Source organism: Streptomyces sp. 11x1 (assembly GCF_032598905.1).
GTDB lineage: Bacteria > Actinomycetota > Actinomycetes > Streptomycetales > Streptomycetaceae > Streptomyces.
In genome coordinates, this window is the sequence record NZ_CP122458.1 from 950,165 (window position 1) to 966,536 (window position 16,372).

21 protein-coding genes are annotated in these 16,372 nt (G+C 71.8%); 12 read left to right on the plus strand and 9 right to left on the minus strand.

Annotated features, from left to right (window positions below):
* Positions 1 to 59: 59 nt before the first annotated feature.
* Positions 60 to 854 (plus strand): phytanoyl-CoA dioxygenase family protein, encoded by a 795-nt coding sequence (locus P8T65_RS04540; protein ID WP_316724105.1) that lies wholly within the window; start codon positions 60 to 62, stop codon positions 852 to 854.
* 122 nt (positions 855 to 976) lie between these two features.
* Here the strand turns inward: P8T65_RS04540 and P8T65_RS04545 are convergent, their stop codons facing one another.
* Together P8T65_RS04545 and P8T65_RS04550 are read right to left on the minus strand one after the other, a co-directional pair.
* Positions 977 to 1,582: a flavoprotein gene (locus P8T65_RS04545; protein ID WP_316724106.1), complete on the minus strand. Its 606-nt coding sequence runs from the start codon at positions 1,580 to 1,582 to the stop codon at positions 977 to 979.
* A gap of 67 nt (positions 1,583 to 1,649) precedes the next feature.
* Positions 1,650 to 2,027, minus strand: a complete 378-nt coding sequence (locus P8T65_RS04550; RefSeq protein ID WP_316724107.1) for a hypothetical protein — start codon at positions 2,025 to 2,027, stop codon at positions 1,650 to 1,652.
* 404 nt (positions 2,028 to 2,431) lie between these two features.
* Between P8T65_RS04550 and P8T65_RS04555 the strand changes: the two genes are divergently transcribed.
* The 3 genes from P8T65_RS04555 (at position 2,432) to P8T65_RS04565 (ending at position 4,482) form a co-directional block, all read left to right on the plus strand.
* Positions 2,432 to 3,004, plus strand: a complete 573-nt coding sequence (locus tag P8T65_RS04555; RefSeq protein WP_316724108.1) for a MarR family transcriptional regulator — start codon at positions 2,432 to 2,434, stop codon at positions 3,002 to 3,004.
* 285 nt (positions 3,005 to 3,289) lie between these two features.
* Positions 3,290 to 3,910 carry a LysE family transporter gene (locus P8T65_RS04560; protein WP_316731477.1) on the plus strand — a complete coding sequence of 207 codons (621 nt, stop codon included), beginning with the start codon at positions 3,290 to 3,292 and terminating at the stop codon, positions 3,908 to 3,910.
* Positions 3,911 to 4,035: 125 nt separating this feature from the next.
* Positions 4,036 to 4,482 (plus strand): nitroreductase family deazaflavin-dependent oxidoreductase, encoded by a 447-nt coding sequence (locus tag P8T65_RS04565; protein ID WP_184902673.1) that lies wholly within the window; start codon positions 4,036 to 4,038, stop codon positions 4,480 to 4,482.
* Between the two features lie 252 nt (positions 4,483 to 4,734).
* On the opposite strand, the gene P8T65_RS04570 is transcribed toward P8T65_RS04565, so the two are convergent.
* Positions 4,735 to 5,793: a cation diffusion facilitator family transporter gene (locus tag P8T65_RS04570; RefSeq protein WP_316724109.1), complete on the minus strand. Its 1,059-nt coding sequence runs from the start codon at positions 5,791 to 5,793 to the stop codon at positions 4,735 to 4,737.
* Between the two features lie 107 nt (positions 5,794 to 5,900).
* On the opposite strand from P8T65_RS04570, the gene P8T65_RS04575 reads away from it, so the two are divergent.
* Together P8T65_RS04575 and P8T65_RS04580 are read left to right on the plus strand one after the other, a co-directional pair.
* The gene (locus P8T65_RS04575; RefSeq protein WP_316724110.1) at positions 5,901 to 6,917 is read left to right on the plus strand and encodes a glutathione S-transferase C-terminal domain-containing protein; all 1,017 of its coding nucleotides are present in this window, start codon (positions 5,901 to 5,903) and stop codon (positions 6,915 to 6,917) included.
* Positions 6,918 to 6,966: 49 nt separating this feature from the next.
* On the plus strand, positions 6,967 to 7,263 hold the full coding sequence (locus tag P8T65_RS04580) for a DUF4235 domain-containing protein (RefSeq protein ID WP_316724111.1): 297 nt from the start codon (positions 6,967 to 6,969) through the stop codon (positions 7,261 to 7,263).
* Positions 7,264 to 7,330: 67 nt separating this feature from the next.
* Here the strand turns inward: P8T65_RS04580 and P8T65_RS04585 are convergent, their stop codons facing one another.
* Both P8T65_RS04585 and P8T65_RS04590 read right to left on the minus strand, forming a co-directional pair.
* Positions 7,331 to 7,723: a VOC family protein gene (locus tag P8T65_RS04585; RefSeq protein WP_316724112.1), complete on the minus strand. Its 393-nt coding sequence runs from the start codon at positions 7,721 to 7,723 to the stop codon at positions 7,331 to 7,333.
* Positions 7,724 to 7,796: 73 nt separating this feature from the next.
* Entirely contained in the window at positions 7,797 to 8,273 is a 477-nt protein-coding gene (locus P8T65_RS04590) for a GNAT family N-acetyltransferase (protein ID WP_316724113.1), read from the minus strand.
* Between the two features lie 153 nt (positions 8,274 to 8,426).
* Between P8T65_RS04590 and P8T65_RS04595 the strand changes: the two genes are divergently transcribed.
* Both P8T65_RS04595 and P8T65_RS04600 read left to right on the plus strand, forming a co-directional pair.
* Complete coding sequence (locus tag P8T65_RS04595; RefSeq protein WP_184904046.1) at positions 8,427 to 8,789, plus strand: DUF1304 domain-containing protein; 363 nt, start codon at positions 8,427 to 8,429, stop codon at positions 8,787 to 8,789.
* On the plus strand, positions 8,786 to 9,358 hold the full coding sequence (locus P8T65_RS04600; protein ID WP_316724114.1) for a TetR/AcrR family transcriptional regulator: 573 nt from the start codon (positions 8,786 to 8,788) through the stop codon (positions 9,356 to 9,358). Before P8T65_RS04595 ends, P8T65_RS04600 begins: the two co-directional genes overlap by 4 nt.
* A gap of 196 nt (positions 9,359 to 9,554) precedes the next feature.
* Here the strand turns inward: P8T65_RS04600 and P8T65_RS04605 are convergent, their stop codons facing one another.
* Together P8T65_RS04605 and P8T65_RS04610 are read right to left on the minus strand one after the other, a co-directional pair.
* Positions 9,555 to 10,664, minus strand: a complete 1,110-nt coding sequence (locus P8T65_RS04605) for an NAD(P)-dependent alcohol dehydrogenase (protein ID WP_316724115.1) — start codon at positions 10,662 to 10,664, stop codon at positions 9,555 to 9,557.
* Between the two features lie 74 nt (positions 10,665 to 10,738).
* Entirely contained in the window at positions 10,739 to 12,196 is a 1,458-nt protein-coding gene (locus P8T65_RS04610) for an aldehyde dehydrogenase family protein (protein WP_316724116.1), read from the minus strand.
* 116 nt (positions 12,197 to 12,312) lie between these two features.
* On the opposite strand from P8T65_RS04610, the gene P8T65_RS04615 reads away from it, so the two are divergent.
* Both P8T65_RS04615 and P8T65_RS04620 read left to right on the plus strand, forming a co-directional pair.
* A complete protein-coding gene (locus P8T65_RS04615) occupies positions 12,313 to 12,741 on the plus strand; it encodes a MarR family winged helix-turn-helix transcriptional regulator (protein WP_316724117.1) in 429 nt (142 codons plus the stop codon).
* A 155-nt stretch (positions 12,742 to 12,896) separates the two neighbouring features.
* Positions 12,897 to 13,280, plus strand: a complete 384-nt coding sequence (locus P8T65_RS04620; protein WP_316724118.1) for an anti-sigma factor antagonist — start codon at positions 12,897 to 12,899, stop codon at positions 13,278 to 13,280.
* A 14-nt stretch (positions 13,281 to 13,294) separates the two neighbouring features.
* On the opposite strand, the gene P8T65_RS04625 is transcribed toward P8T65_RS04620, so the two are convergent.
* Positions 13,295 to 14,254, minus strand: coding sequence for a ribose-phosphate pyrophosphokinase (locus P8T65_RS04625; RefSeq protein ID WP_316724119.1), 960 nt, complete (start codon positions 14,252 to 14,254; stop codon positions 13,295 to 13,297).
* A gap of 127 nt (positions 14,255 to 14,381) precedes the next feature.
* Here P8T65_RS04625 and P8T65_RS04630 point away from each other — a divergent pair, with 127 nt between their 5' ends.
* Both P8T65_RS04630 and P8T65_RS04635 read left to right on the plus strand, forming a co-directional pair.
* Complete coding sequence (locus P8T65_RS04630; protein ID WP_184902648.1) at positions 14,382 to 15,038, plus strand: DUF4230 domain-containing protein; 657 nt, start codon at positions 14,382 to 14,384, stop codon at positions 15,036 to 15,038.
* A 292-nt stretch (positions 15,039 to 15,330) separates the two neighbouring features.
* The gene (locus P8T65_RS04635) at positions 15,331 to 16,050 is read left to right on the plus strand and encodes a VanZ family protein (protein ID WP_316724120.1); all 720 of its coding nucleotides are present in this window, start codon (positions 15,331 to 15,333) and stop codon (positions 16,048 to 16,050) included.
* Here the strand turns inward: P8T65_RS04635 and P8T65_RS04640 are convergent.
* Positions 16,031 to 16,267: a hypothetical protein gene (locus P8T65_RS04640; protein ID WP_184902644.1), complete on the minus strand. Its 237-nt coding sequence runs from the start codon at positions 16,265 to 16,267 to the stop codon at positions 16,031 to 16,033. The genes P8T65_RS04635 and P8T65_RS04640 overlap by 20 nt on opposite strands.
* Between the last annotated feature and the right edge of the window lie 105 nt (positions 16,268 to 16,372).

Here is a 16,372-nt window from a genome sequence, read left to right on the forward strand (position 1 = left end):
GGAAGAGCGCTTGTGCCTAGCTTGGAGTACACGGACGACGCCGAAGAGGGGTGCCACGGATGCCAGTCACGGACAACACGGAGTTCGAGGAGAACGGCTATGTGGTGGTGCGGGGGCTGTTCTCGCCGACCGAGATCGAGCAGCTGTGCTACCGGTTCGCGGCGCTGCAGGCCGGCGGCCCCGTCCCGGGTCACTTCCAACCGCGCCCGGTCCCGGCGGACGGGCCGGCGGACCCCCTGCGTGTCTACCCCCGGGTGATGCATCCGCACCGCATCGACGATATGTCGCTGCGGGTTCTCCTCGACACCCGGCTGCGGGAGATCCTGGAGGGCCTGCTCGGCGAGGAGGTGCTGGCCGCGCAGAGCATGTTCTACTTCAAGCCGCCGGGGGCCCGGGGGCAGGCGCTGCACCAGGACAACTTCTATCTGCGGGTCGAACCGGGGACCTGTGTGGCCGCGTGGATCGCCTGCGACGTGATCGACCGGGACAACGGAGGTCTGGAGGTCGTGCCGGGGACGCACCGCATGGATCTGTTCTGTCCGGAGGTGGCGGACTCGGAGGTGTCCTTCGCCCGCGAGTACGTCGCACCGCCGCCCGGTCTGACCCCCGTGCCCGTCGACATGTCCCCGGGTGACGTCCTCTTCTTCAACGGCAGCCTGGTCCACGGCTCCCAGCCCAACCACACCGCCGATCGCTTCCGCCGTTCCTTCATCGGCCACTACGTGGGCCGCTCCGCCGAACGCATCGGCCGCTACTACGAGACGCTGACGATGAGCGGCGCCCCCGTGGCCCTCGCGGAGAGCGAGGGAGCGGGCCCGTGCGGCACGGAGTTCGAACCGGTGGGAGCCCACTGACCGGGGCCAGGGGTCTCAGCACAGTCTGAGCAGCCCGCGCCCGACCGCCTCGGAGACCGTGCTCGCCCCGTTCTCGGTGCCGAGCTTGCGGCAGACGCTGTCGATGGGGACGGCGACGGAGCTCAGCGTGTGAGGGCCTCTCCCTCGTCGTCCGACTCCAGCAGGTCCAGCGCCCGTTCCCACAGGAACTCGGCGCGTCCGCCGTCCTCCCCCTCGGCCTCACCGGTATACGGGTCGCCGAACTTCACGCCCATGCCGCGCAGGCGTTCCAGGCTCGCGCGGTACGCGGGGTGGGCGGCGAGGGCGTCGGCGACGCAGGGCAGCACGGCGATCGGGACGCCCAGGCCGCATGCCTCGCACAACGTGCCGACCGCGAGGGTGTCGGCCAGTCCGGCGGCCCACTTGTTGACGGTGTTGAAGGTGGCGGGCGCGACCACCACGGCGTCCGGCGGCGGGAAGGGGCGGGCGTCGCCCGGTCGCCGCCAGGCGGAACGGATCGGGCGCCCGGTCTGCGCCTCGACGGCGGCCGTGTCGAAGAATCCGCCCATGGCGACGGGCGTCGCGATGACCCCGACCTCCCAGTCGCGCTCCTGGGCGGCGGTGACGAGCTTGCTGACCCCGGCGGCGACGCCGGCCGCGCAGACGACGACGTAGAGGAAGGGCCTTTCGCCCCGGCCGGGCCCGCCTCGCCCCGACCGGTCTCCGGCGGTGTTCGCAGTCGCAGTCACCTGTCGACCCTAGTCAACTACCCGGCGCTAGAACCAATGCCGCGTAGTTAAGCCTCAGGCGAGGTGGTCAAGTTGGGCGGGACTTGGGGCGGCGAGGACGCTCGGGGCGGACAGCAGGGAAGCCGGGGAGCGTCCCGTCTCCCCGGCCCGCCCCGCCGACGCCCTCCCCGCCGGGATCGCGCGGTGCCGGCGGGGACGGCGCGCGCAGGGCCTGTTCGCAGGGCTGAGCGCGCAGGACAACGTGCTGCTGCCGAGCGTGCGGACGCTCGCCCGGCACGGGGGGCCTCGGCGCGGAGCGGGGGTGTTCCGCGCGCTCGCCGAGGCGGTCGGGCTGCGACCCGCGCGGCCGGGGGCTGCCCGCCTCCGCGTTCTCCGGCGGCAACCAGCAGAAGCTGCTGCTTGGCCGCTGGCTGAGCAGGTCGGGGGTGCCGAGTTCCCTGGCCATCAGCCGGGGGTGACGCAGCGGGGCGAGGAGGGCCGCTGCGGCCGAGCGCAGGCGCTCGGTGACGGACGCGATGGAGGCGAGCAGGAGCAGGAAATGGGGCCAGGGGGTGTACGGGTCCTGGTCGCCGGGGAGTGCGTAGTCGCGGGGGTGCCCATGATGCCGTCGGCGGCGTCGGGGCCGGGCACGATGTGTTCGCCGACCATGACGGAGTCGAAGCCGGCGTCCTCGGCCTCGCGTGCCCACCGTACGGCGGCGGGCAGGTCGGCCCGGTCGCCGGTGAGGGTCCAGTCTCGCTGAGGACCAGAGGCATGCCGGGGGGGTACTCATGGGGGACTCATCGTGGATTCGCTCTGCTCCGTACAATTTGATCCCGAATGACCGAGCGACCGATCAGAGGAGCACCCGTGCCCGGCCAGCGATCCATCACCGAAGTCGAGAAGCTCGCCGCGGCGAAGCTGGGGGACTTCTCGATCCGCCGGGACCAGATGACGGCGGTGGCGAACATCTACCGGGCCGCCTCGGCGGTGCGGCAGCACCTGGAGAACTCCGTGCTGCGCGGTTCCGACCTGACCTGGACGGCCTTCGTGGTGCTGTGGGTGGTGTGGGTGTGGGGCGAGTCCGAGACCCGGCACGTCGCCGAGGAGGCGGGCATCTCCAAGGGCACGCTCACGGGGGTCGCCCGGACGCTGGAGTCGCGGGGGCTGGTGCGGCGGGCGGACCACCCGACGGACGGACGGCTGGTGCTGCTGGCCCTCACCGACGAGGGCGAGGAACTGATGCGGCGGGTGTTCCCGGCCTTCAACGAAGAGGAGGCCTTCGTCACCGGGCAGCTCAGCGACGCGGAGTGCCGCAGCCTCGCGGAGGGGCTGCGCAGTGTCGTGCTCCAGGTCGAGGAGCACGGCGAGGAGCGCCGCCGCACCCTGCTGAACGGCGCTGAGCCCGCGCCCCGGCGCAGTGGCCGCCGCCCGAAGGCGTGACGGCTCCGCGTCGGACGCGCCCGTCCGTCCACCCCGGCACCCTCTCCACCGTTTGGGCGCAAACAAGGCAGGCGGGCGTCGAATCCATGACCAAGGGCCGCCGGCGAATCACTCGCGCACGGCGCCCCTCATCGCCCTAATTCGCTTGCGGGGGCGGAGCGCCGGGCCCCAGGATCTGCGCATGTTCAGCCATCACGCCTCCCTGACGCCGTCCTTCGCCACCGCCTCGCCGGTGCGGGGGCAGCAGCAGCCGGGCCGACCGTGGGAGCCGGCACCGCCCCGGTCGTGACGGCCGCGCTCGTCGCGGGGCTCCTCGCCGGCTATGGCATCGCCATCCCGGTCGGAGCGGTCGCGACCTACCTCGTCTCCCTCACCGCCCGTACGTCCCTCCGGACCGGAGCGTGCGCCGCGCTCGGCGTCGCGACGGCCGACGGGCTGTACGCCCTGTTCGCCGCCCTCGGCGGTACGGCCCTCGCGAACGCCCTGCACCCCGTGCTGACACCGCTGCGCTGGGCCTCCGCCCTGGTGCTCCTCGCGCTGGCGGCACGCGGCGCGACCGGGGCCGTGCGCCAGTACCGCGCCCGGCGCCTGCCCACCCGTGACCAGCGGAATCCGGTCGGACCCGCGCGCGCCTACGTCGCCCTCCTGGGGATCACCCTGCTGAACCCCACGACGGTGGTGTACTTCGCCGCGCTGGTGCTCGGCAGCCGCGCCACACAGGCCGTGAGCGCCCTGGAACAGGCGGTGTTCGTGCTCGCCGCGTTCCTCGCCTCGGCGAGCTGGCAGCTGCTGCTCGCGGGCGGCGGCGCCCTGCTGGGCCGGGCGCTGACCGGACACCGGGGGCGGCTGCTCACCGGCCTCGTGTCGAGTGCCGTGATCGCGGGACTGGCGGTGCTGATGCCATAGCCGTCGCCCTGGCGGGCCGCGTTCGCACAAGCCCCGTGCGGACGTGGCCCGATGAGGATGATTCCGCGAGGGGCCGGTGTTGAATGCGGGGAAGAGTCTGTACGCGACAGCAAGGGACGATTGCCATGCCTCTTGAGGGCGAGTACGTGCCCAGCCCCACCCAATGGGTGCGCGAGCAGGTCGAGTTGTACGAGAGCTCGGGCGGCACGCAGGGGACGACGCTGCTGGACACCGGGCTGCCGGTCATCGTGCTCACGACGCGCGGCGCGAAGAGCGGGAAGATCCGCAAGACCCCGCTGATGCGGGTGGAGCACGAGGGGCGGTACGCGGTCGTGGCCTCGCAGGGCGGAGCGCCCAAGCACCCCGTCTGGTACCACAACATCAAGTCCGACCCGCTGGTGGAACTCCAGGACGGGCCCAAGCGGCAGGACCTGACCGCGCGTGAGGTCACCGGGGACGAGAAGGCCGAGTGGTGGGACCGGGCGGTCGCGGCGTATCCGCCGTACGAGGACTACCAGAAGAAGACGGACCGGGAGATTCCCGTGTTCGTGCTGGAGCCGGTGGAGGGGTGACCGTTCCCGGTCGGCGGTGAGGGGAGCACGTCGGCGGGTGCGGGTCCGGTGGGGGCTGGTCGCGCAGTTCCCCGCGCCCCTGAAGAGCAGGGGCTGCGCCCCGTGCTCTTCGGAACCCGAGAAAGCGGGGCTGCGGCCCTGCTTTCTCGGGTCCGGTGGGAACCGCGCGAGAAGCCCCCACCGGACCCGCGCCCGACAAACAAAAACTTCACCCGGCCACGCATGTTCCCCGAAGGGCCGGGCACCCGTGTCTCAGGCCCCGCCGCGTTCCCCCGTCGCGGCGGGGTTTTCTCCTGCCCGCTCTCCGGGGCCCGTCTTCTCCGTCACGTCGAGGAAGATCTGGTCGGCCTCGGGGACGACATGGGCGATGGAGCGTTTGATACGGACGGCGACCAGCTCGACCTCCTCGCTGTCCAGGCCGGGGACGAGGTCGACGCGGGCGGCCACCAGGGTCGATTCCAGGCCGAGTTGCATGGTGAGCAGGGCCTCGACGGTGTCGATCTCGGGCTGTACCTCCAGCAGGGAGCGGATCTTCCGGCTGGGTTCGGGGTCGGCGGCGACCCCGATGAGCTGTTCGCGGGCGTCCCGGCCGAGCCAGTAGGCGACGTACACGAGCAGGGCCCCGATCGCGAAGGAGGCGGACGCCTCCCAGATCACCTCGCCGGTCACCATGTGCAGGGCCATCCCGGCGATCGCGAGGGTCACCCCGAGGACCGCCGTGCCGTCCTCGGCGACCACCGTGCGCAGTGCCGGGTCCCGCAGTCCGTCGACGCCGCCCTCCCGCCGCACCTGGTGCAGGGCCCTCAGCAGTGAGGCGCCCTCGGAGACGAGGGCCACGCCGAGCACGGCGATTCCGGCGACGTAGCCGCCGTAGGAGTCCGTGCTCTCGCCCGTCAGGGCGTGGACCGCCTGGTAGAAGGAGAAGCAGCCGCCCATCACGAAGATGCCGACGGCGGCCAGCAGGGACCAGAAGAAGCGCTCCTTGCCGTAGCCGAAGGGGTGCCGGGCGTCGGCGGGACGGCGGCTGCGGCGCAGCGCGGCGAGGAGGAAGACCTCGTTCAGGCTGTCGGCGACCGAGTGCGCGGCCTCCGACAACAGCGCGGGCGAGCCGGCGAGGAGTCCGCCGACGGTCTTGGCCACGGCGATCAGGAGGTTGGCGCCGAGGGCGACGAGGACGGTGATCCTGGTCCTGCGATCGGCCCGTGTCTCTCCCTGTTGCCGTGTCCCGCTCTGTTCCCGGGTCCCCGGTCCTTCGAGAACCGCCCCGCCCCGCTCGTCCTTCGTCTCGGTGTCTTGTGGTGTCCGGGTCACTTTCGCCGCTTGCCCCGACCGGTCGCGCTCACACCGTGGGGGGCGCGGAAATCGGGGAACTCCTCTCAGGGCAGACGTATCCGGACATGGCCGGGAGGACGGACGGCATGAGTGTCGGTGAGGGCAACGAGGCGTACGGGCGGAAGGCGTTCAAAAGGTCCAGGAGCCACTTCGCGGACCGGATCACCGCCGACGGCCGCGACGGCTGGCCGGTGGAGGCGGGCCGCTACCGGCTGGTGGTCAGCCGTGCCTGCCCGTGGGCGAGCCGGGCGGTGATCTCCCGGCGGCTGCTGGGGCTGGAGGACGCCCTGCCGATGGCCGTCGTCGACCCGATCCAGGACGACCGGAGCTGGCGGTTCACGCTGGACCCCGGCGGCCGCGATCCGGTGCTGGGCATCCGCTTCCTGAAGGAGGCGTACGACGCCCGGGAGAGCGACTACCCGGGCGGGGTCAGCGTTCCCGCGGTCGTGGACGTGCCGAGCGGCGAACTGGTCACCAACGACTACCAGCGGATCACCCTCGACCTCGCCACCGAGTGGACTGATCTGCACCGCGCGGGCGCGCCCGACCTGTACCCCGAGGCCCTGCGCGAGGAGATCGACACGGTGATGGCCGAGGTCTACGAGGACGTCAACAACGGCGTGTACCGGGCGGGCTTCGCCACCGGGCAGGAGGAGTACGAGGAGGCCTGCGCCGGGGTGTTCCGGCGGCTGGAGGCGCTGTCGGAGCGGCTGGCGGGGCAGCGTTATCTCGTCGGCGGGACGATCACGGAGGCGGACATCCGGCTCTTCACCACGCTGGTGCGTTTCGACCCCGTCTACCACGGTCACTTCAAGTGCAACCGCTGGAAGCTGGCGGAGGACCCGGTGCTGTGGGCCTACGCCCGTGACCTCTTCCAGACCCCCGGGTTCGGGGACACCGTCGACTTCGACCACATCAAGCGGCATTACTACCAGGTGCACACGGGCATCAACCCGACCGCCGTGGTGCCGCTGGGGCCCGATCTCGCGGGCTGGCTCGCCCCCCACGGGCGGGAGGACCTGGGCGGCAGCCCGTTCGGCGACGGCACGCCGCCGGGGCCGGTGCCCGCCGCCGAGGTCGTGGCCCCGCGGGGTCGTCCCTGACCGGACGCCGTCGCCGCACGACCATCCGCACGCGAAGGAGGAGGACCAGATGTCCAAGAAGAAGAAGCTGCCTGTCGCCTACAAGCCGCTCGGCTTCGCGCTGGGCTGGGTGAGCGGTGCGGTGGCCTCGGCCGCGTTCCGCAAGACCTGGAAGCTGATCCGGCACGAGGACGACGCGCCCGACGCGCTCGACCGGGACCGGGGCTGGGGCGAGATCCTGCTGGCGGCGGCCGTCCAGGGTGCGATCTTCGCGGTCGTGCGCAGCGCGGTGGACCGCACGGGCGCCAAGGCCATCGAGCGGTCCACCGGGGTGTGGCCGGCCGACCAGAAGGGGGGCCGGGACTGACGTTCCCAAAGAGGTCGGGTGGCCCGCGCACGGGCCACCCGAGCTCCTTCCGGGCCCTTGACCCTGCCTAGCCCTGCTTGGGGGCCGTGGGGTGTTCGCGGCGCAGTGTGAAGGAGTGGCCGGCGGGGTCGGAGTAGCCGCGCTCCTCGAAGGGTCCGCTCGCCTCCTTGGTGTCGACCGGGCGCCCGCCCAGGGAGACGATCAGCCGCTCGGCCTCGTCCAGGTCCTCGACGTAGAAGTCGAGATGGGCCTGGAGGGAGTTCTCGGGCCGGGGCCAGCTGGGCGGGGTGGCGTTGACGTCGCGGCGGAACGCCATCCGGGCACCGCAGGCGCCCTCGATCTCGACGCGGTTGGCGGTCGCGTCCGTCTCCCGCGCGTCCAGCAGTGCCTTGTAGAACACCGCGGGCTTCTCCGGCTCGGCGCAGTCCAGCACCGCGAGGCCCGCCTGTACCAGTGCCATGTCTCCTCCGTACGGGATCCCGGGCGCGGGGGACGGTCCGCCGCCGCCCATACGCTCCCCGGGTACCCGCCGGCTACAGGTTCAGCCGCAGGGTGAGCGCCTGGGGACGGAACTCCTCGCGCTCGTAGAACCGGATGGCGTCGGCGTTGGCGGCCGAGGCGGTCACCTCCGCGTGCGCCACGCCCCGCTCCCGCGCCCACGCCAGGAAGGTGTCGACCATGCGGGCCCCGACCCGGGAACGCCGGTGCTCGGGCCGGACGTACAGCGCCATGAGGGTCGCCGATGCGACCGGCCGCATGGTGGTGGGGCCGGACATCGATCCCGACAGATGACCGACGACCTCGCCGTCGCGCACGGCGGCCAGCAGCAGCCTGGCGGGGTCCTTCAGGGCGGCCGTGAAGGCCTCGGCGCCGTGCAGGCGCGGCCAGTCCACGTTCAGGCCGGGGTCCCGCTCCCCGCCGTCCTCGGCGAACAGCAGGGAGCTGGAGACGACGATCCCCGGTACGTCCTCGGCGCGGGCACGCCGCACGATCACCTCTTGCGCACTCATGGACCGGAACCTAGCGGTCGGCTCTGACAATCCGTCGGCACCGGTCGACGCCGACGCCTCCCCGACTGGCCTTCCTGGACAGTCGTCCAGCTATAGTGGGCACCTGTCCAAGAAGTTCGGGAAACATCGAGTGAACGACGGAGTCTGTTGACCATGGAGATCCTGGCGAACGTGCTGGTCGCGCTGGTGGCCCTGCTGCACGCGTACATCCTGGTGATGGAGATGTTCCTGTGGCAGAAGAAGCCGGGGATGTCCTTCCACGGGATGGACGCCGAGATGGCGCGGCGGACGGCCTCCCTCGCCGCCAACCAGGGCCTCTACAACGGCTTCCTCGCCGCCGGTCTGGTCTGGGGCCTGATCGCCGACGACCCGACCGGCTTCCGGGCACAGGTCTTCTTCCTGTCCTGTGTGATCGTCGCGGGCGTGTACGGCGCCGCCACCGCCAACCGCCGCATCCTCGTCGCCCAGGCTCTGCCCGGCGCCCTGGCCCTGGCCGCCGTCCTCGCCGCCGGATGACCCCCGAGGAGCCCCGGGGCACGGAGGACCCCCGGGCCTCCCGCACCCGGGCCAGGCTGCGGGAGGCCCTCCTCGACGAGTGCGCCCGGCACCCCCTGCACGAGGTCAGCGTGGCGGCGCTGGTCCGCCGGGCGGGGGTCGGCCGGGCCACGTTCTACGTGCACTACCCGGACCTGGAGGCGCTGGCGGTCGACGCCTGCGCCGATGTCGTACGGGAGGCCGTGGAGGCGCTGCACGCCTGGCGCGGGCGCCCCGACCCGGTGCGGGCGCCGGACGCCCTGCCGGAGTTCTTCGCCGGTCTCGCCCCGCACGCCGCGCTGTACCGCGCGCTGCTCGCGCCCGGCGGCGGTGGACCGCTCGGCCGGGTGTTGCACCGGGACCTGCGCGCCTACAGCCTGCGTGAACGCGAGCTCGCGGGGGCCGCGGACGCGCCGCTGGTGGCCTCCGCCGTGGCGGCCACCTTCGCGGGGGTCCTCGCGGACTGGCTGCACGGTCTGCTGGACGGCACCCCGCGGGAGATCGCCGACCAGGCGTGGCAGCTGCTGGTCGCGCTGCACCGCAGCCGCTGAGCGCCCCCGGGCGTACGCCGCCCTCTCTCGCTCCGATGCCTCATGCCCCCGACAGCCCTGTGGGTGACCTGGCGTGCAGGTCACCCACAGGGCCGAGGTCACGCGGGGAGAACGTGCCCCGGCGGGAGATGGCTTCTCGGTTGTCGGAGGCGGTGGGCGGGCTCGCGGGCGTCGGGACGCCCGGCGGGCCCACGGGTCAGAAGGTCAGCACCGGCTTGATGCTCCGGCCGCCGCTCATGTCCGCGACCGCCCGGTCGATGTCCTCGAACTCGTACCGGCTGATCATCCGGTCGAGCGGCAGCTTGCCCTCCTTGACGAGCTGAACGAGGACCGGGATGGCGGTCTGGATCTCGTTGTCGCCGAGGGTGAGGCCGACGACGCGCTTGCCGCCGAGCATGCCGTTGACGTCGAGGGAGACCTCCGTGCCGAACGGCGGGGCGCCCACGATGACCAGGGTGCCGCGCGCGGCGAGGGCGTCGACGCCCTTGCGGAGCACGGCGACGCTGCCGGTGGTCTCCACGATGCCGTCGGCGCCCCGGCCGCCGGTGATCTCCATGATCGCCTCGGTGATGTCGGCGACGTCGCCGGCGTTCACCGTGTGGGTGGCGCCCAGCTCCTTCGCCAGTTCCAGGCGCTCGCCGACCTTGTCCACGGCGACGACCGTGGTCGCCGGGGTCAGGTTCGCCGCCATCACGGCGGACAGGCCCACGGCTCCGGCGCCGAGGACGACGACGGCGCTGCCCGGGCGGGGCTCCATCACGTTCCAGACGGCGCCGACGCCCGTCTGGACGCCGCAGCCGAGCGGAGCGATGGAGTCCAGCGGGACGTCCGGGTCGACCTTGACGAGGCCGCGCTCGTCGACCAGGGCGCGCTCGGCGAAGGAGGACTGGCCGAAGAAGTGGCCGCCGAGGTCCTGGCCGTCACGGCTGATGGTGCTGGTGCCGTCGGCACGCCGGCCGCCGAGCAGGTTCAGCGGCAGCCAGGTGGCGCAGTACGCCGGGTGACCGTCGCGGCAGTTCTGACAGCCGCCGCAGGAGGTGAAGGACAGGACGACGTGGTCGCCCGGGGCTACGGCGGTGACGCCCGGGCCGACGGCCTCGACGACACCGGCGCCCTCGTGGCCCAGCACGCCGGGCAGTGGGAAGGGCAGCCCGCCGCTGGCGACCCCCAGGTCGGTGTGGCACAGCCCGGCCGCGACCATCCGGACCAGGACCTCGCCCTGCGCGGGCTGGTCGAGGACGACCTCGGAGAGGGTGAAGGGCGCGCCCCCGGACTCGACCACGGCCGCACGTGTGGTGGTGGACATGCTCATGAACTCCTTGTTCGTCGGTGAGCCACCGGATCGGTCCCGCGGCTCACCGGGGATCCCGGGGAAGGTGCTCAGTCGAGCGAGACGACGACGGACTTGACCTTGGTGTAGGACTCCAGGGCCTCGGGGCCGTACTCACGGCCGAAGCCGGAGGCCTTCACTCCGCCGAAGGGCACGGCGGGGTCGAGCATCGGCCAGTCGTTGACCCAGACGATGCCCGCCTGGAGGCGGTCGGCCACCCTGTGTGCGCGGGTGAGGTTCGTGGTCTGGATGCCGGAGGCCAGGCCGTACGGCGTGGAGTTGGCCAGTTCGACGGCCTCGTCCTCGGAGTCGAAGGGCTGCACGGTGAGGACCGGCCCGAAGACCTCCTCCTGGACGACCCGGGAGTCGTTGGCGAGGTCGGCGATGACGGTCGGCTTGTAGTAGTAGCCGCCGTCGAGGTCCAGGCGCTCGCCGCCGCACACGATGCGGCCGCCCTCCTTGCGGGCCAGCTCGACGTACTCCTCGACCTTCTTCAGGTGCCGCTCGCCCGCCATCGGGCCGATGACGGTCTCCGGCTGCCGGGGGTCGCCGAGGGGCACGCCGGGCACCGCGTCGGCGAGGATGCCGAGGACGGTCTCGTAGACGGGACGGGCGACCAGCAGCCGGGGGCCGCCCATGCAGAACTGGCCGGTGTTGAAGACGAAGCCCTTGATGATGGCGCCGATGGCCTTCTCGATGTCGGCGTCCTCGAAGACGACGTGCGCCGCGTTGCCGCCCAGCTCCATGGTGACCTGCTTCAGCCCCTCGCCGGCGACGCTCGCCGCGTGCCGGCCGGTGGCGGTGGAGCCGGTGAAGGCGATCTTGTCGACGCCGGGGTTGCGCAGCAGCGCCTCGCCCGCGACCGGGCCCGTACCCGTGACGACGTTGTAGACGCCGTCGGGGACGCCGGCCTCCTTGAGGAGGCCCGCCATGTAGAGGGCGCTGAGCGGGGTCTCCTCGGCCGGCTTGTGGACGACCGTGTTGCCGGCCGCGAGCGCGGGGGCGATCTTCGAACCGGCCAGGATCAGCGGGAAGTTGAAGGGGGTGATCGCGCCGACCACACCGATCGGGCCGCGCCTCGTGTAGGCGAGGCGGTTGTTCGGGACGTCGCGGGCGGAGCCGTCCAGGGTCCAGGCGAGGGAGGCGTAGTACTCGTAGTCGTTGGCCGCGTTCGTCACGTCGACGGCGTGGGCCAGCGTGATGGGCTTGCCGACGTCGCGGCTCTCGATCGCCGCGATCTCGTCGGCGTTCTCCCTGATGAGCTGGGCCACGCGGTTCAGGATCCGGCCGCGCTCACGGCCGCTCAGCCCGGACCAGCCGCCGCTGTCGAAGGCCTCGCGGGCGGCGCGCACCGCGGCGTCCACGTCGGCGGCGCCCGCCTCCGCGACGGTCGTGACCACCTGGCCCGTGGACGGGTCGATCACGTCGGTCCGCGCCCCGTCACTCGCCTCGACCCACTGCCCACCGATGAACAGCCGCCCGGGCTCGCTCTCGAAGGTGGTCGTCATTGCCCACTCCTCAGCTTTGGTCCAGCCTTGATCGCTAAATCTTCAACCAACAGGAATCCTGTTGGTTCGCAGTTTCACCACGCCCAGGATTCCTGTCAATGCTTTACGCTGACCGCATGGTCGGCACCAAGGCACCTCCTTCGCTCCTCTACATGGTCAAGCAGGTCGAGCTCGTTGTCCGCTCCCGCCTGGACGATCTGGTGAAGCCGGCCGGGATCACGGCGCTGCAGTACACCTCGCTCACGGTCCTCCAGCGCCACGACGGGCTCTCGGCCGCCCAGCTCGCCCGCGACTCGTTCGTCACGGCCCAGTCCGTCGCGGATCTCGTCCGCAGCCTGGAGAACCGGGGGCTCGTGCGCCGGGAGCGCAATCCACGCAACCGGCGCGAGCTGCTCATCCTGCTGACCGACGAGGGGCGCGAGCTGCTCGCCCGCGTCGCGGGGCCCGTGCGCGACCTGGAGGAACGCATGATCAGCGACCTCACCCCGCACCAGGCCGACCAGCTCCGGCAGGCACTGTCCAAAGCATGGCACGCGCTGTCGTAGGGGGCACTGCGCAAAACTCCGGACTTCATGCCGAAGAAATCGAAGACATATGTCAATCGAACATGCTGAAATTCACTCTGACGAGGGTAACTTGCAGGGCGGGGAAGGGTTTTGCCCTCACACCCTCACAGAGTCCGGTAGGAGGCGATGCCGTCGTGTCGAGCGACCCCACACCGCCCGCGACCGGGTACCTGCGCGTTCGCACGGACCGCGGCCACAGCGTGCTCGAACTGCACGGTGAGATCGACATCGCGGCGGCCGTGGAGATCATTCCGCATCTCGACACGGAGACCGGCCGCCCCGGCGCCCGGATCGTGATCGACCTCCGGCACGTCGAGTTCTTCGACTGCTCCGGGCTGCGACTGCTCTACCGGGCTCGGCAGCGGGTACTCGACCGCGACGGCGAACTGCGCCTGGTCTGCACCCATCCGCTCACCCTGCGCGTCCTCAAGGTCACCGGCCTGGCCCGGCTGCTGCCGCCCGCCTCGTCCCTGGACGCGGCCCTGGGACAGCCGGAGGCCACGTCCGGCACGTTATGACCCCGCTCCGGCCGTCAGCCCTCGCCTCCCACGGGCGCGTCGAACAGGGCGCTGACGGACTCGCCGTTGTGGATACGGCGGACGGCCTCCGCGAGCGCGGGGGCGATGGAGAGCACCTTCAGCTTGTCGGTGCGCTCCTCCACAGGGACCGGCACGGTGTTGGTGCAGACGATCTCCAGCACGTCGGGCTGCTCGCTCAGCCGCTTCAGAGCGCCCGCAGCGAACAGCCCGTGGGTGCAGGCCACCCGGATCGAGCGCGGCCCCAACTCCCTGAGCCGCTGCAGGAGTTCCAGGACGGTACTGCCCTTGGCGATCTCGTCGTCCAGGACGATCACATCCCGTCCGGCGACCTCGCCGATCACCGAGCTGATGCTCACCCGGTCGTCGGCGAACCGCTGTTTGGCACCCGCCGCGACCTGCGCGCCGATCATCCGCGCGAACGCCGCCGCCTCCTTGGCGTTGCCCAGGTCCGGGGAGACCACCGTCGTACGCGTCAGGTCGTAGCGCCGGAAGTGCGCGGCCAGTTCACGCAACGCGTGCAGATGATCGACCGGCACCGAGAAGAAGCCGTGCACCTGCGGCGAGTGCAGCGTCATGGCGAGCACCCGGCCCGCGCCCGCCGACACCATCAGATCGGCGACCAGCCGGCCGCCGATGGAGATCCGCGGCGCGTCCTTCTTGTCCGAGCGGGCGTACGAGTAGTGCGGCATGACCACGGTGATCCGGCCGGCCGAGGCCCCGCGCGCCGCGTCGCACATCAGCAACAGCTCGACGAGGTGCTCCTGCACCGGCGTGACCAGCGGCTGGACCAGAAAGACGTCCTTCTCCCGGCAGTTGGCCTGGAGCTGCACCTCCAGACAGTCGTTGGCGAACCGGCTCACCCGGGACGGACTCAGCGGCACCCCGAGGTGCGCGCAGACCTCCTCCGCGAGTTCGGGGTGGGCGCTGCCGGTGAAGACGGCGATGTCACGCACGGTCGGCTCCTCGCATGAACATGATCATTACGGGTTGCGCGGCTCATGCTAGGCGAACAAACACCAACTGGGCGTTCCTCCACGGTCTTTGAGGGCATTCGTTGAAAGAGGAAGGAGGGCCGTCGACATGACGACGTCCATCAAACGCACGCGTGTGCCCGGCTGGGCCAAGCTGCTCGCCGCCGTGGTCATCCTCATCGTGGTGCTGCTGGCCGCGCTGCGGATGCTGGTCTTCGGAGGGCTGGACGACGTGTTCGGCACCGAGGAGCACGACCGCTCGGGACCGACGCTCCTGAAGTCCATCCAGGACATGAGCCGTTACGACGCCGCCTCGGGCAACTTCCAGGTGGTCGTCGACCTGGAGAAGGACGCCAAGTACCTGCCGGACGCGATCCGCGGTACCCGCACGCTGTACGTGGGCGCGGGCACCGTGGACGCCTATGTCGACCTCGGCAAGGTCGGCGAGAACGACGTGAAGATGAACGAGGACCGCACCTCGGCCACCATCGACCTCCCGCACGCCCAGCTCGGCAAACCCGCCCTCGACACCGAGCACTCCTACGCCGTCTCCAAGGAGCGCGGCCTGCTCGACCGCCTCGGCGACCTGTTCTCGGACAACCCCAACGGCGAACAGGCGGTGCAGCGCCTGGCCGTCAAGCACATCGGGGACGCCGCGAAGGAGAGCAAGCTCACGGAGCGGGCCGAGGCCAACACCACCGACATGCTCGAAGGACTGCTGAAGTCGCTCGGCTTCGAGGAGGTGAAGGTGACGTACGGGTCGTGACCGGAAATCAGTGCCCTCCCCGCACCGCGGGGAGGGCACGCCGTACGACGGCCCGTCCGCGGCCGGCGTACCCGCGCGCCCTCCCACGCCCCTCCGCTCCCGGGCGCCTGACGGCGTCCCTCGAACGGGAGCGGGCCCCTGTCACTCGCGATCCGGATGCCCGCGAGGGGCGGGCCGAAACCCGGCGGGGCCCGGTCGGCGACTTCCCGCACACGGCGCGCAGGTGGGCATCGCGGACCACTTCGGGGGTAACAGGCCTGGTACAGAAGGAAGTTGAAATCGGGAGGGTCGCATGGCCGGCACCACGTCACGTTCCCGTTCCACCACCTCCGGCCGCCGTTCCGCGGCGGCCGAGCGCGGGCCACGACCGCTCCCGCTGCCCTTGCGGCTGCTGGCGATGGCCCTGGCCTTCCTGGCGATGGTGGCGTTCGGCGCGGTACTGGCCGGGCTCACCCTCCAGCCGTCCCCGGCGTCGGAGGCGCTCACCCACAGCAACCTCCGCCCCGGCGCCTCGCTGGAGCTGTACTGGCACCACCCCGACGCGCGCGACGCGCTCAAGCAGATCGGCGGGAACATCGTGCTGGGCCTGCCGTTCGGGATCCTGCTGCCGGTGCTGGCGCCCGGCGCGCGCGGTCTGCTGCGGGTGCCCGCCCTGACCGCGCTGATGATGCTGCTGGTCGAGCTGGTGCAGGGCGCGCTGGTCACCGGACGGGCGTTCGACATCGACGACGTCATCCTCAACACCACGGGCGCGCTGCTGGGCTATCTGCTGCTGGGCCGGCGCCTCGGCCGCGCCGTACACGCCAGGGCGCCGCGAGAGCCGAAGCCCGCACCGGCTCGGGGCGGGACACCGGCGCGGGGCACGGGGGCGCCTCGCGGCAAGGGAACTGCTCAGGGCAAGGGGACGGGCCAGCCGAAGGGGCCGCGCGGCGCCTGGGGCCGGCGTCTGCGGGTGGGCCGGCGCAAGGAGGCCGGTCCGGCGTCCGGGCGGGCTAGCGCGGCGTCCAGGTGAACTTGTCGCCGCCCACCCATCGGACCTGGTCGGGATCGTCGAGGTCGTGCACGACGACTCCGTATGCGGCGGCCGTCTGGAGGACGTCCGTCAGCCGCTTCGCCTCGCCGACCACCTGGCCGTCGATCTCCACGATCCGGAACGGCGGCGTACCGGGCTGCACCCCGAGCACCAGGACCCGGGGATGGGAAATGTAGGGGCTCGCGCTTTCGGTCATGTTTCGAGGGTAGAGCGGTCCGGCGGCGGGTGACGGGGTGAGGACGGGACGGGCCGGTCCGACGGCGCCTGTGATCGTCCGGCCGTCGTGCGGGTACCCGGGGCC